At 44.4% G+C, this 13637-nt stretch carries 13 protein-coding genes; 8 read left to right on the forward strand and 5 right to left on the reverse strand.

Going from position 1 to position 13637, the window contains the following annotated elements; genetic code table 11:
• Positions 1-14: 14 nt before the first annotated feature.
• Positions 15-761 carry a PliI family lysozyme inhibitor of I-type lysozyme gene (locus DYU05_RS01700; RefSeq protein ID WP_117381257.1) on the forward strand — a complete coding sequence of 249 codons (747 nt, stop codon included), beginning with the start codon at positions 15-17 and terminating at the stop codon, positions 759-761.
• Here DYU05_RS01700 and DYU05_RS01705 read toward each other — a convergent pair whose 3' ends face one another.
• Together DYU05_RS01705 and DYU05_RS01710 are read right to left on the reverse strand one after the other, a co-directional pair.
• The gene (locus tag DYU05_RS01705; protein WP_235853934.1) at positions 762-1481 is read right to left on the reverse strand and encodes a DUF72 domain-containing protein; all 720 of its coding nucleotides are present in this window, start codon (positions 1479-1481) and stop codon (positions 762-764) included.
• 324 nt (positions 1482-1805) lie between these two features.
• A complete protein-coding gene (locus tag DYU05_RS01710; protein WP_117381258.1) occupies positions 1806-2729 on the reverse strand; it encodes a helix-turn-helix domain-containing protein in 924 nt (307 codons plus the stop codon).
• Positions 2730-2871: 142 nt separating this feature from the next.
• On the opposite strand from DYU05_RS01710, the gene DYU05_RS01715 reads away from it, so the two are divergent.
• From DYU05_RS01715 to DYU05_RS21385, 7 genes are all read left to right on the forward strand, one after another.
• A complete protein-coding gene (locus DYU05_RS01715; protein WP_117381259.1) occupies positions 2872-4431 on the forward strand; it encodes a DHA2 family efflux MFS transporter permease subunit in 1560 nt (519 codons plus the stop codon).
• Positions 4432-4602: 171 nt separating this feature from the next.
• Positions 4603-6648 carry a BatA domain-containing protein gene (locus tag DYU05_RS01720; RefSeq protein ID WP_117381260.1) on the forward strand — a complete coding sequence of 682 codons (2046 nt, stop codon included), beginning with the start codon at positions 4603-4605 and terminating at the stop codon, positions 6646-6648.
• 26 nt (positions 6649-6674) lie between these two features.
• A complete protein-coding gene (locus DYU05_RS01725) occupies positions 6675-7934 on the forward strand; it encodes a dihydroorotase (protein WP_117381261.1) in 1260 nt (419 codons plus the stop codon).
• 2 nt (positions 7935-7936) lie between these two features.
• Complete coding sequence (locus DYU05_RS01730) at positions 7937-8605, forward strand: hypothetical protein (protein ID WP_117381262.1); 669 nt, start codon at positions 7937-7939, stop codon at positions 8603-8605.
• Between the two features lie 26 nt (positions 8606-8631).
• The gene (locus DYU05_RS01735) at positions 8632-9177 is read left to right on the forward strand and encodes a DUF4199 domain-containing protein (RefSeq protein ID WP_117381263.1); all 546 of its coding nucleotides are present in this window, start codon (positions 8632-8634) and stop codon (positions 9175-9177) included.
• 218 nt (positions 9178-9395) lie between these two features.
• Positions 9396-10184 carry an acyltransferase family protein gene (locus DYU05_RS01740; RefSeq protein ID WP_262511243.1) on the forward strand — a complete coding sequence of 263 codons (789 nt, stop codon included), beginning with the start codon at positions 9396-9398 and terminating at the stop codon, positions 10182-10184.
• Entirely contained in the window at positions 10181-10501 is a 321-nt protein-coding gene (locus tag DYU05_RS21385) for an acyltransferase family protein (protein WP_262511244.1), read from the forward strand. The genes DYU05_RS01740 and DYU05_RS21385 overlap by 4 nt, the downstream gene beginning before the upstream one ends.
• 130 nt (positions 10502-10631) lie before the next feature.
• On the opposite strand, the gene DYU05_RS01745 is transcribed toward DYU05_RS21385, so the two are convergent.
• The 3 genes from DYU05_RS01745 to DYU05_RS01755 all read right to left on the reverse strand — a co-directional run bounded on the left by DYU05_RS01745 (position 10632) and on the right by DYU05_RS01755 (position 13618).
• Positions 10632-10973: a hypothetical protein gene (locus DYU05_RS01745; RefSeq protein ID WP_117381264.1), complete on the reverse strand. Its 342-nt coding sequence runs from the start codon at positions 10971-10973 to the stop codon at positions 10632-10634.
• A 330-nt stretch (positions 10974-11303) separates the two neighbouring features.
• The gene (locus DYU05_RS01750; RefSeq protein WP_117381265.1) at positions 11304-13250 is read right to left on the reverse strand and encodes a M56 family metallopeptidase; all 1947 of its coding nucleotides are present in this window, start codon (positions 13248-13250) and stop codon (positions 11304-11306) included.
• An 11-nt stretch (positions 13251-13261) separates the two neighbouring features.
• Positions 13262-13618: a BlaI/MecI/CopY family transcriptional regulator gene (locus tag DYU05_RS01755; protein WP_117381266.1), complete on the reverse strand. Its 357-nt coding sequence runs from the start codon at positions 13616-13618 to the stop codon at positions 13262-13264.
• Positions 13619-13637: the final 19 nt, after the last annotated feature.

Here is a 13637-nt window from a genome sequence, read left to right on the forward strand (position 1 = left end):
CCCCTAATTATAAAATGAATGCAAAGTACAATTATTTCATAGCCGCTTGCTGCACCTTAGTGGTAGCTTGCGGTTCCGACGAAAAGAAGCCGACAAATATTAGCTCGGTAGTAGCTACGGCAAAACCTTCGCTTATGGAGCCATTCCGGTTTCATAAAGCAATTGAAGTGGCACCCGGGCAAACTTACGACGTAGTAAGCTGGGGTCGTGGATCAAAGTCAGCTGGCGCATACGCGATATTACATTCAGATTCGGCCAATATAAAGTACACTACCACCACCGGCGATCTGGATGGTAATATCACTGATGTTTACAACGCCGATATGGACCTGGATGGTAATCCCGAGATCCTGATCCAATCCAAAGGCAAGGACACCGTGAACTATGCCAAAGTGTATGCCTTCGAGTTTAATAACAACGATGCTAACAAGCTGGATTTCCCGCGGCTCACCAGCTCGCAGCGGAAAGGTTACCGGGGTAACGATAACTTCTATATCAAAGAAGGTAAACTTATCCGGGAGTTTCCTATTTACAGCAGTAACGATAGTACCGCTACTCAAACAGGGGCCAAGCGTTTATTGGAGTACAGCCTTCATGGTAATGATTTTACAGTTAAGCAGCTCAGTAAAGATTCTACCAGCGTTGCTGCTCCTGTCAAACAAGAAGCTAAAAAAACTGAACCGGAAAGGAAGCAAACCAGCGCTAAGAAATCATCAAGAAAGAAATCGGAGACGAAAAAACGCAGGCACAGGAGGAGGTAGTTAACCCACAATTGTTAACATTTCTCTGGCGTTATCTATCGCGTAAGCTTCTATATCGTTATTAAAGTAAAACCACGCTTCGGCAGTGGTTTTGTTGTTTTTAATGGTATCAACCACTTGTCGCAGCGCTTGTGTACTGTAAGCAGACCTATACACATCCGGCACCCCATGGAAACGATAATAAACGGATGGTGTGTTTTGAATAACCTCCTGCGGCAGTAAAGGGTGGCTCATGCCGCAAAAGCTGATATTGTGAGCTGCAAGTGTATCAAATATTTGGGGTTGCCACCACGAAACATGCCTGGGCTCCAGCACGTTTTTAAAGGCTGGGTTCAGGGCATTCAGTATCTTGCCAAGCTTTTCATCTGTGTAGTTGTAACTTGGCGGTAGCTGAAAAAGCACCGGCCCAAGTTTATCCTGCAAACCACTGTTTATGGTGTCATAAAAGCTGGTAAGCATCTGGGTCGTATCATTAAACTTCTTGTAATGCGTAATAGCTTTCGGCGCTTTCACCGCGAACCTGAAGTTTGCAGGACTGGTATAATACCACTTTTGCAGGAATGAAAGCTGCGGAAAACGATAGAAGGTAACGTTAAGCTCAAGTGTGCTGAAGTGCTGAGCGTAGAAGTTGAACCATTTGGTCATCGCCAGCTTCTCCGGATAGAATTTACCCCGCCAATGCTTATAATGAAAACCCGAACAGCCAATATGCCAATCCATAATAGGTAAAAAAATGGCCTGGAAAATTGTTTCAGAAAACAAAGGCAGATTGACGATGTCAGGCGATAGGGATAATGCTCTTCCAGGAGTGTTTCGGTTGGCAAAAGCGAAACACCCGCAACAGTGATTTTAGCTAACTTATTAAAGATCAGATTTTTGTAAATTAAAGCGAAACAGACCGAAACAGTACAAAAGCTTTAAATACTATTAATAAACGATTGTATGGCAATAAGTTATATGTTTTACAGCGTTTGTCTATCTTAAAGCGAAACACCCGGGGGCGAAACAGTTAAGCTCATGTCTACTACTTAAATCCATTCACCTCTATAAGGTCGCCATGTTGGTGTTCGCCGTTCTGTACATCACAGGCGACACACCAGTGCTTTTCTTAAAAAAGCTGGTGAAGTAAGCAGGTTCCTCAAAGCCAAGCGCGTTGGCTACCTGTGCAATGCTCCAGTCGGTATGTTTTAAAAGCGCGTTGGCTTCTTTTAAAATTCGCTCTGATATGTGCTGCGTGGTGGTCTTACCGGTAATTTCCTTAACTGACCTGTTTAGGTGGTTGGTATGTACTGCCAGGCTTTGCGCAAAGTCCTGTGCAGAATTAAGGTTTAGATCCTTGCCAGATGGGTCTATCGGGAATTGCCTTTCTAACAGTTCCAGAAACCGGGTAGTTATTCTTGCAGCAGCGCTTGCGTTGGGCTCAAACGTATTTACAGGAGACATCTTCAGCGCTTCGTGCATAAGTACTTGCAGGTAGTTACGCAGCAGGTCGTACTTATGTATATACTCGCCGTCCATCTCTTCCATCATTCTTCGCAGCAGCCCGGTCAAAAATGTAAGTTGCGCCTCATCAGGAAAAACGATGTGACTGCCGCCCGGCTTGAACATGGCGAAATCATGTAAAATACTGTTTCTTCCCTGCGATTCGATAAACGCCTGGGAAAACAGGCAAAACCAGCCTTTCTGTTCGCCCGGGCCAGACTCCCATGATGAGGTAACAGACGGGCTGGAAAACACCAGGGCGGGGCGGTCAACTATTACCTGCTTGTCGGTATAATGCATTTTCCCCTTGCCAAGTATCAGTACTATCTTATAAAAATCACGGCGGCTAAACGGACTCCTCATCTTACAGGGTTCACGTAAAAACACGTTAAAATGCCCTTGTCCGGTATTGTTCTCCGAAAATATTTTCTGATTAGCTACCGGGTGTGTTTGATAGAATTCTGCCAGGGTTTCTATGTTCTGCATAAACAAAGGTAATAAACTGTTTGATTTTTATAATTGAATTTGACGGAGCGATGATGTTAATAGAGCCTATTGTTTGAAAATTATAAAATGCTGCTTGAAAATCACAAGTGTAAAGTAACAGTGCAGCTATACTTTTGCCGACATGGAAACGGGCTTCAGAAAATGGATCATCGTTGTAACGATCATCACCTCCACAATTATTGAATTGATAGATACTACTATTGTGAACGTATCTATAAACACCATGAGTGGCAATTTAGGTGCGTCGCTTGAGGATACGGCCTGGGTAATAACGTCCTATGCAATTGCTAACGTTATCATCATCCCTATGACAAGCTTTTTAGCCGAGAAGATTGGGCGAAAGCAATACTACATTGGGTCTATTCTTCTGTTTACCCTTGCTTCGGCCCTGTGCGGGTTTTCGCATGGTTTATGGGAGTTGGTTGCTTTCCGTTTTTTCCAGGGTATTGGCGGCGGCGCTTTGCTATCCACTTCGCAGTCCATCCTTTTTGAAACCTTCCCTCCAAAAGAACGGGGCACTGCCAGCGGTATTTTCAGCCTCGGCGTCATTATCGGTCCGTCCATAGGCCCTGTATTGGGCGGTTACATAGTAGATAATCTTTCCTGGCAGTGGATCTTCTATGTTAATATTCCTATTGGATTAATGGCGGCACTTTTATCTTACATATATCTAAGGCCGACCAAAAAATCCGATAACGACCGTAGTATAGATTGGCTAGGCATCTTTTTATTAGCCGTAGGTGTTGGCGCGTTGCAGGTGGTGCTGGAACGCGGGGAGACGGACGACTGGTTCTCGGCCAACTATATCGTTCTGCTAACTATTATTTCCGTGCTGTCTTTAGCGATATTGATCTGGTGGGAATTGCGGATTGAACATCCTGTTATTAATCTCCGAGTGTTGAAGAGCACCACACTGTCCATCTCCGCTATCATGACCTTTGTATTAGGGTTTGGGCTATTCAGCGCAGTATTTGTTTTCCCCTTGTATTCGCAACGGCTTATTGGCTACTCTGCATTTCAAACAGGAACCATGTTGTTGCCGGGTACACTTATGGCTGCAATGGTGTCGCCTTTTTTGGGTAAGATGCTGCAAAGCGGTATACGGCCACAATACCTTATTATAGTAGGGTTTGGCCTTTCGGCTATATTCGGGTACATGATGTCGGGCTCAAACCTGCAAACGGGGGGCGCTTACTTCTTTATCCCGCTTATTTTTAGGGGGCTGGGAGCGGCTCTTTTGATAGTACCGTTAACTGCCCTTGCTGTGTCAGACCTTAAGCCGGCTGATATACCACAGGGTGCCGCGTTAAATAACATGATGCGCCAAATGGGAGGGTCCTTTGGTATAGCGCTCATCAACACCTACATCGCACACCGTGCTGCTGCCAATCGTGTCGCGCTCATTGCCCATGTAACCGCCTCAGATCCGCAGACTACCGGGCGCATGCAGTCGTTCATTAAAAACTTTATGGCGCACGGTGCCACCTATCTCAATGCGGTTAAGCAAGCTTTTGGCGCATTAGAAAATACGGTTGTGCGGCAAACATTCTTGCTAAGCTATATGGACGCTTTTATGTTGCTGGCCATTTTGAATGCCTGCTGTATACCTTTGGTGATCATCACCATTAAGAAAAGGTCTGCACAGGCTGCAAATACCAAAGTAGTTGTTTCAGACCATTAACGGCTCATTGTACAATATATCACTGCATGATGTGTTAACATTTATTTGGACATCATGAATGACAATACCTCATCGCAAAAAACACCGTTAAATACAGGTAAATAGTAATTTACAAGCGCTGCTCTTTTTCATACAAGCGCTTACCTCAAATATTATTTGCAAATTTGTTTAATGCACTTTTTGTACCCGGCTTTTCTTTTTGCGCTGCTTACACTTGCTATCCCGGTGCTGGTACACCTGTTTAATTTCAGGCGTTATAAAAAGGTATATTTCAGCAATGTACAATTCCTAAAAGAGGTGCAGGAGCAGCAGGCCTCGCGTAGAAACATTAAAGAGCGTTTGATACTTGCGGCCCGTATGCTGGCACTTGCTTTTTTGGTATTTGCCTTTGCGCGCCCATACATTCCGGGAGACGATGCCGTTAACGCCGGCAAACAGCAGGCAATTAGCATTTTTGTAGATAACTCTTATTCGATGCAAACCCTTAGCCGGGAAGGCAGCTTGCTGGATGAAGCCAAACAGAAAGCCAAGCAAATAGCTTCAGCATACTCCATTAACGACCGTTTCCAGCTGCTTACGCAGGATTTTGAGGGAAAGCACCAGCGCATGCTTAGTCGCGACGAGTTTAATGACGCGGTGGATGCTATTAAGATAAGCCCGCAAAGCCGCACCTTGCCGCAGGTTACCGCCCGTATGCAAAGCCTGCTGGATATGCAGCCCGGTACAGTAAAACGTGGATATATCCTGTCCGATTTTCAAAAGAACATATCTGCCGGCGACGCTAACAAAACCGATGTACCCATGAGCCTGGTGCAGCTGAAGGCGCAGGAACTGCCCAATGTGGCGGTAGATTCGGTTTGGCTGGTGAACGCCATACACCGCCCCGGCGAAACCGAAAAGATGCTGGTGCGGCTGCACAATTATGCCGGCAAATCAGCAGAAAAAGTACCCCTTAAATTAACCATAAACGGTATACAAAAAGCGCTGGGCAGCTTTACCATTGCCGCAAGGTCAACACAAATAGATACATTGAGCTTTTCGGGACTGCAGCCGGGCTGGCAAAACGGCGAAATACAGCTGCAGGATAATCCCGTAGTGTTTGACAATAATTTTTACTTCAGTTTTAATGTAAGCAGCAGGCAGCCGGTGTTACTGGTAGATGGCGGCATGCCAAACAAATACCTCAATGCCGTATTCAGTGCGGACCCGTTCTTTGCTGTAAAGCGTGAGCAGGATGGCAATGTCGACTACGCTTCGTTAAATACATATCCTTTGATTGTCCTAAGCGATATCAAAAGTGTCTCCGCAGGTCTAGCCCAGCAGTTGAAAGTTTATGTATCTAAAGGCGGTACGCTGATGGTGTTCCCCGCGGCAGACGCTGATGTAAATAGCTATCGTTCGTTATTGCAGCCTTTGGGCGCGGCTTATCCCGAAAAACTGGTAACTACCAACGCTAAGGTTGGCTCGCTAAACCTGCAAAGCCCGGTGTTTAAAAACACTTTTGAAGCTGTCCCGCAAAATCCCGACTTGCCTGCTGTAAAGAAATACTACTCGCTTGCCAGCGGTACCGGCACCGCCGAGAGCCTGATGAAACTGCAAACCGGGGATGCTTTCTGGTCGGGCTATGCTCATGGCAGAGGCAAGATGTATGTAGCTGCAGTTCCACTGAACGAGGAATACAGTAACCTGCCGGTACATGCTCTGTTTGTGCCTGTGATGTTCCGTATAGCTATTCTCGGCGGGCATGATCAGCCTTTGTTCTACACGCTCGGTAACAATCAGCCAATCGAAACGGTTCCGCTCCAATCAACCGAGAAGCAACAGGTAAAACTGGTTAAAGGCAACCAGACCATAATACCAGAGGTACGGCAGCAGGAGGGAAGCACAACGCTTTACCTGCCCGATCAGCTAAACAGCACCGGCTTGTACCTGCTTAAAAAACAGGATAGTACAGCAGCCGTGCTGGCCTTTAATGATAATCGCAGTGAAAGCGACCTGAGTTATTTTTCCGCGAGTGACCTGGGGAAGGTTTTTGGCCGTAAGGCAACTTTACTGCAGGGCGAAAAGCTTAATGTGAACAATATCAACAGTGCTGAAAATTCGGGACTGCAATTATGGAAACTTTGTATAATTTTGGCTTTGATATTTTTGGCCGCCGAAACGTTACTCATCCGGTTCTATAAAACTGATAGGAGCTACGCACAGCAGCCGGGATAACATTAAACCCACCACAAGCAGCGCTAATGAACTTGCTTATCAAATCTGCCTCCGTTGTACATCCCGAATCACCTTTTCATAACCAGGTTACCGATATTTTAATCGTAAACGGTGCCATTACAAAAATTGGTGACATTGATGAGAGTGATAACACCGAGGTTATTGACGGTACCGGTAAATACCTGTCGCCCGGTTTTTTTGACCTCAACTGCAATGTTGGTGAATTAGGTTTGGAGACCAAGGAAGACCTGCAAACCGGTACAGCAGCAGCTGCTGCCGGAGGCTTCACAGGCATCGCATTAATGCCTAACAGCCACCCGCCGGTACATTCTAAAGCAGAAGTGGAGTACCTGCGCAACCGATCGCAAAATAACCTGGTGGATGTTTATCCTTTAGGAACTATATCACACAAACGGGAGGGAAAAGACCTTTCTGAGATGTACGACATGTTTAAAAGCGGTGCCCGTGCTTTTACAGACGGTAACCGACCAGTACAGGATGCAGGACTTATGGAGCGCGCATTACTGTATGTACAGGGTTTTGGTGCTAAAGTGATATCTTATCCTGAAGATGGCTTTATTGCCGGTAAAGCAAAAATGAACGAGGGGGTAGTAAGCACTATGCTGGGCATGAAGGGCATCCCTTCACTGGCCGAGGAGCTGATGATCGCCCGCGATATTTACCTGGCGGAAGACTCGGGCACGGCTATCCACTTTACCACTATATCTACTGCCCGTTCGGTAGAGCTGATAAGAGAAGCCAAAAAACGCGGACTAAGCGTAACCTGCGACGTTGCCGCGCACAATATTGTACTTACAGATGAAGCCCTCACCGGATTCGACAGTCTTTATAAAGTGAAGCCACCTTTGCGTACGAAAAATGATGTAGACGCGCTTATAGCAGGACTGAAGGATGGTACAATCGATGCCATTGTTACCCAGCACACCCCGCATGAAATAGAATACAAGGATGTAGAGTTTGAAGTGGCGGAGTATGGCATCATTGGCCTTCAGACCGCCTTTTCACTAGCGGTACAAGCAGGCTTATCGATAGACATTATTGTGGAGAAGCTAGCTGTTAACCCACGCCGGTTGTTAAACGTTGAGGTACCCGCCTTTGCTGAAGGTGCACCTGCTAACCTCGTACTTACCGACCCGCATGCGGAATGGGCGTATACACGAGAACTTAACCGCTCTAAGAGCTACAACTCGCCGTTCATGGGCCAGAACTTAAAAGGAAAAGTTTTGTTAACCTGTAATAATAATCAACTCTTTAAATCTAACTAATAATGACTGACCCAAAAGTAAGTTCGGCTATTACAGGCGCGCTGCAGGCTTTTACTGCCTACGATGGCTATGATACCACCACGCTAAAAACCGAATTAGAAAAGGTTTTTAGTTCTGACGATACCTTCATGAGCAAGGTTGACGCCCTTGACAAAATATTTGATGATGCCCCAAAGGCAGAAGAACTCCGAGAGGTGTTCTTTGACCTGCTGTTGGTAAATTTCTTTAGCGAAGATGTTAAAAAGCTGGAAGACGATTACCTGGAAACCCCTGAGTGGGAGAAGATAGAAGAGCAAACCCTTGACCGCGGCACCGAATTGCTTAATCTGCTGCTGTACCTTAACGAATGTGAGGACGAAGACATAGAGCCGGAACTGGAAGACTACCTGAAAGAGTTTTTGTTGGTAGACGAGGATGAGTTCCAGGACGAACACCGCATTTATGAACCGGTAATTGCCAACCAGGTATTAATTGAAAGCCCCCTTGCTGAAGTGAAAAAGGTTGCCGGTACACTGCCCGAAGATTCGGAAGTGAAAGAGCTGTTCTACCCGATGATTGCTTTTTTCCAGAACACTGATCCTGAAGAAGCCGAAAAGAAAGAAGTTGCCGAAAATGCTGTAAATGCCCCTTTTGATATGGCCGTGTTGGAAATATTACTTAGCTTTAAATAAAAATTAATAAACCTTATCCTTACAAAATGGAAAATGTTGCCGCTAACCCAACCAAGGTAGCTACCAAATGGACCTTATTCTATGTACTGGTATCTATCGTGCTTACTTACACGTTCGAATTCCTGAACATAGCGCCGGAGTCACCGCTTAAGTACATCAGCTATATACCGTTTATAGCGTTTTTGTTTTTGGCTCAAAAGGAGTTTAAAGATCAGTTAGGCGGTTATATTACCTTTGGGCAGGCGTTTACAACGGGTTTTAGATATTCTTTGTTCTCAGGGTTATTGCTAGCGATATTTGTTTATTTATACCTCGCGGTTTTGAGTCCCGGTATGCTGGCGCATTCGTTGGAACAGCAACAGCAGGTTATGGCAGATAAAGGCATGAGTCAGGACCAGATAGACAAAGCTTTGGAGATCGGCAAAAAATGGGGTCCGTTGTTCGGCATGATCGCTACAGCTCTTGGTTCTCTTATTTTCGGCTGTATCATTTCCCTAATAGGAGCAGCAATATTCAAAAAAGAGCGTTCGGTTTACGACGTACAGGATAGCAATCCCGACGCAACGGTGTAAATATAGTGGACATTGTCCATAGCAAAAAGTTTCAAAAGACCCGATAACTTCCGAGTTACCGGGTCTTTTATTGATGTATAATGTTGTAGTTTGAATTAAACCTATTGACTATCTTAATACTACAAGTTATTAATATCAGTTTTACCGCTCAGGCGCTGCTACTAAACAGTTTTTTATAATTTGCGACAGCTATCTATCCAATTTATTTAACTTTTTTGATGAACAATAATGAACTGGCCAGTAAGCCGCACTATCCCATTTTAGATGGCCTTCGCGGTATTGCTGCCATTATAGTAGTAACATTTCACCTGACTGAACCCTTAGGAACCGGGCACCTCGATATCTTGGTAAACCACGGCTACCTGTCTGTCGACTTTTTCTTCTTGTTATCGGGTTTTGTAATGGGCTACGCTTATGACGACCGCTGGAATAAAATGACTATCACCGGCTTTTTCAGGCGCCGTATAGAACGCCTGCAGCCTATGGTGGTGCTGGGAATGACACTTGGCGCAATCGGTTTTTATTATACAAACTCTACACTCTGGCCGCTCATTCATACCGTTCCGGTCTGGAAAATGCTGCTGGTGATGCTAATTGGGTATACCATTCTGCCGGTACCGTTGTCGCTTGACATACGCGGCTGGGAAGAAATGCACCCTTTAAATAGCGTAGGATGGTCGTTGTTCTTCGAGTACATAGCCAACATTCTTTATGCCATTTGGATCAGAAAGTTCTCTAAAGTAGCATTAGGTATCCTGGTGGGGGTTGCCGCAATTGCGCTGGCTCGCCTTGCAATCACAAACGGGGATGTTAGCGGCGGCTGGACGCTAAACCTAGAACAGGTGCGTATTGGGTTTACCCGCACTATGTACCCTTTCTTTGCCGGATTATTGCTTTCCCGAGTAGCTAAGCCTACCCAAATCAAAAATGCATTTTTATGGTGCAGCTTGTTAATAGCCGTTGTGCTTTACATGCCTCGTATAGGTGGTGCCACGCATTTTGGATGAATGGTATATATGAATCTGTTTGCATTATAATAGTTTTTCCTCTAATAGTATACATAGGTGCTGGCGGTGTGATGCACACCGAGTGGGAGAGCAGGACATGCAAATTCCTGGGCGATATATCTTACCCGCTTTACATGGTACATTACCCACTGGTTTATTTTTATGTAGCCTGGATCAGCAACCATAAAGGTACAACCATTGTGCAGGCGTGGCCCTATATCTTGCTTATTTTAGTCGGCGCGATTTGTTTAGCATACGCCGCATTGAAATGGTATGATGAGCCTGTTCGAAGATGGTTGCGGAAAAAGCTTGCCTGATGTAAAAGGATAGGCAATCGTCGCTTGGTTTGCTAGTAAGTTTAATGATGCTAAAGGTTTTTATCCATACTAAAAGAGCCCCGGTAAACCGGGGCTCTCTTAGTATGGTTTAGAAAGGATAACGTTGCCGTTATTCCATGCACTCAATAGCAGATGTAACTGCCTTAAATACTTTATTATCTACAGCGGTATCGCCAAGGGCAACTGTCCACTCATTATTCTCGCGTTGAAGCCAGTACATGCAATTTTCAGTCTCACCTATACATGGTAACACCACTTTGTACATGGGTTCTTTATTAGCATAAATCACTTTCATTACTTTAGTGCGGTATGCTTTTTTAAGATAGCTGAATGAAATAGTAAATATTTTTGATGACGCAGTGCCGGTGCTTGTTTGTTCGGCTTGGCCTTTATTTACTGTAACAACTTTAAGCTGTACGTCTGCGGTTTGTTGATGGGCTACAATTGACATATTCGTATTAGTAATTAGTTATGCTTATTAACTAATAATCAAAATCCCTGCCAAGTGGATGTTTTATCATGATGAATCTCGTATTTACGTAGTTTATTATTTAAATGTTAAACTAAGTAAAAGTAAATACCTGAAAACCAACTTACTCAAGGAGTTTTTTTGCCAAGTTGCTAATAGGTTATTTTGCAACCAGGATATTACCTGAATCCTAAAATGGTTGGAAGTTTTCTTAACTGAATAATTTAACATACAATCAGCATCAAAAATAAAACAGAGAAGCCGGGCAAAATCGCTTCGCCCGGCTTAACATTTATTAACTATAACTGGTGCTTATTTTTTGCTGCCTTTTTTTGTATAAATGTAAACCACACCATATTTCGCCTTTTCACCGTACTTTTTTACAGTATCAGCATCAGACGATACGTTCATCCTGTCAATGTCGAAAGCAGTAAGTTTTTTTAGATCGTTCTCAGACGCTTCCTTGCCATCAATTACAATAAGCTTATCGGATATACGGTTAACGCTTCCTGTTGTAAACGTAAGGCTACGGTTTATGCTTCTTACCTCTGCTAAATCTGCTCCTGGCCTTGTAGTGTAAACTTTTGCGGCACCTGGTGCACCTACCGAAGAATACGTCAAAGCTTTTGACGGCTTACCACTAACCACTACTTCTTTGTACACCAGGTTATCACCGGTTGATGCAAGTGCTCCTTTTTTGCTGCCATAACCTCTAACGATAACGTCACCCGGCTCTTTGCTGCTCCTGTAAACTGTTGAAGCTAAAGGAGATAGGGAGCCAGTAACAGTTACGAAAGTATCGGCCGGAATTTGTTTAAAGTCTTGAGTAAGTATATCGCCATTTCTGTTCACCGTAATATGGGTAATCTGGCGCTTTGTGCCGAGCAAATCAGTAATCTTTTTACCCTCCGGCGAGTCTTTTGTAGTTACGAAGAGAACTTTTCCTTCATCTTTTAACCCTAAAGAAGGGTAGTCGTTAAGCATGCGTTTAGCAGAAGCTGCATCTGTAATGTTTATAGAAATGATCTTCTCCGGGTCTGTTTTGTTGAACTCGGCAGCGCTTATCTTTTTTCCGTTAAGAATGTAAGTAAGTGTGTCGCCTTTTTTCAAAAGGGTTGTAGCAAAGAAAAGAGATTTGGAATTAGTATCTGCCCTTCCTAACTGCAGGTTTACCGGGCCTGCTAATGCTGGCAGCAGATCATCTCTTTTACTGGCAATAAGTACACCTACAGCGTTTTTATTCGTGTTTGTAGGTGCAATTTTATTTGGAGTGTTAGTGGTCTTATTAAACGTTACACCCACCACCAGCTCCTGCGGAATAACTTCTTTTATATCAGCTTTTAGCTTGTAAGTTATGTCTTTAACTGCTTTACGGCTTGTTTTTACAATAGCAGCTTTTGAAAAGCTGAATACCATTAAAAGCGCTATGGCCGGAAGTATAAAGGCATAACGGGTGAGGTTTACCCTCGAAGATCTTTTTGCGTTCATCATAATTATACGTTTTTTGATGGTTGATATATTAAAGTGGTTTACAATGCCCGGGGTAGTTGTGTTAAAGCTCACATTCACCAGGCTGTACTGGTACGCTCTGGTATCCACACCTTTGTTCAGGATCTTGCGGTCGGTAATGAACTCGATGTTTTCGCGAATGGCTTTTTTCATCAGCCATACACCAGGGTTAAACCAGTAGAAGATGCTGCTGAGCTCGGCCAGCAAAATATCCAGCGTGTGCCAGCCGTTCACATGCACCTGCTCATGCAACAGAATGGATCTGAGGTCTGCCGGGGTATGATTAGCAGGGTTTACATATATACTTCGCCAGAATGAAAACGGGGCTGCATCGCCGCTCATTAAACGTACGTCGTGGTCCATTACATTTGCAGCGTGTGAATTGCGGTGCAATTTTATTAATGATACCAGCTGCACGGTAAACCGCACTGTAAGCAGTACTACGCCTGTCCAAAACAGCAGGGTGGCCCATTGCCAGTAATCGGGGTGGGCGAGAGGTGTAATTAGTTTAACAGCTGGTGCCCGCCATTTTAAAATAACGGTTTGTACCGGCACGGCAATATTCTCGTGCCGTTCTGCAAATGCAGTAAGGTCTATTTTAGGGTAAATGGTAGAAAACGCAATAGCGGTAATCAGATAAACCCGATTAAGTGTGTAGAACGTAAGGTGCCTAAGCACCAGGTAATAACCTGCGCAAAATACAAGTAACGCTACGTTCACTTTAATTAAAAAGATAAATAAGGCCGGCATATTGGTGTTGTTTAGGGTTTTTCAATTAGTTTGATGATCTCTTTCAAATCCTTGGCGCTGATCTTTTTTTCGTTGGCGAAAAAGGTCACCAGGTCTTTATAAGAGTTTTTGAAGTAGTCGCTTACGAAACCGCTCATGAACTTTTTTTTGTATTCCTCTTCCTTTATAGCAGGAGTGTAGCGGTAGGAGTTGCCAAACCTTTCGCTGGTTAAGAAGCCTTTGTTCTCCAGGTTTTTTATGGTAGATGCAAGGGTGGTGTAAGGCGGCTTGGGTTCGCCAAATTTATCAAGGTACTCCCTTATAAAACCCGATCCTGCCTGCCAAACAACCTGCATTGCTTCTTCTTCCTGTTGTGATAATTTTTCCATCTTTCTACGATTATTTCGT

This window comes from Mucilaginibacter terrenus (genome assembly GCF_003432065.1).
Taxonomy (GTDB): domain Bacteria; phylum Bacteroidota; class Bacteroidia; order Sphingobacteriales; family Sphingobacteriaceae; genus Mucilaginibacter; species Mucilaginibacter terrenus.

What these genes read in the sequence shown, in the direction of transcription:
- DYU05_RS01700 (WP_117381257.1), top strand. Translation starts at nt 15, where the DNA reads ATGAATGCAAAGTACAATTATTTCATAGCCGCTTGCTGCACCTTAGTG.
- DYU05_RS01705 (WP_235853934.1), bottom strand. Translation starts at nt 1,481, where the DNA reads ATGGATTGGCATATTGGCTGTTCGGGTTTTCATTATAAGCATTGGCGG.
- DYU05_RS01710 (WP_117381258.1), bottom strand. Translation starts at nt 2,729, where the DNA reads ATGCAGAACATAGAAACCCTGGCAGAATTCTATCAAACACACCCGGTA.
- DYU05_RS01715 (WP_117381259.1), top strand. Translation starts at nt 2,872, where the DNA reads ATGGAAACGGGCTTCAGAAAATGGATCATCGTTGTAACGATCATCACC.
- DYU05_RS01720 (WP_117381260.1), top strand. Translation starts at nt 4,603, where the DNA reads ATGCACTTTTTGTACCCGGCTTTTCTTTTTGCGCTGCTTACACTTGCT.
- DYU05_RS01725 (WP_117381261.1), top strand. Translation starts at nt 6,675, where the DNA reads ATGAACTTGCTTATCAAATCTGCCTCCGTTGTACATCCCGAATCACCT.
- DYU05_RS01730 (WP_117381262.1), top strand. Translation starts at nt 7,937, where the DNA reads ATGACTGACCCAAAAGTAAGTTCGGCTATTACAGGCGCGCTGCAGGCT.
- DYU05_RS01735 (WP_117381263.1), top strand. Translation starts at nt 8,632, where the DNA reads ATGGAAAATGTTGCCGCTAACCCAACCAAGGTAGCTACCAAATGGACC.
- DYU05_RS01740 (WP_262511243.1), top strand. Translation starts at nt 9,396, where the DNA reads ATGAACAATAATGAACTGGCCAGTAAGCCGCACTATCCCATTTTAGAT.
- DYU05_RS21385 (WP_262511244.1), top strand. Translation starts at nt 10,181, where the DNA reads ATGAATGGTATATATGAATCTGTTTGCATTATAATAGTTTTTCCTCTA.
- DYU05_RS01745 (WP_117381264.1), bottom strand. Translation starts at nt 10,973, where the DNA reads ATGTCAATTGTAGCCCATCAACAAACCGCAGACGTACAGCTTAAAGTT.
- DYU05_RS01750 (WP_117381265.1), bottom strand. Translation starts at nt 13,250, where the DNA reads ATGCCGGCCTTATTTATCTTTTTAATTAAAGTGAACGTAGCGTTACTT.
- DYU05_RS01755 (WP_117381266.1), bottom strand. Translation starts at nt 13,618, where the DNA reads ATGGAAAAATTATCACAACAGGAAGAAGAAGCAATGCAGGTTGTTTGG.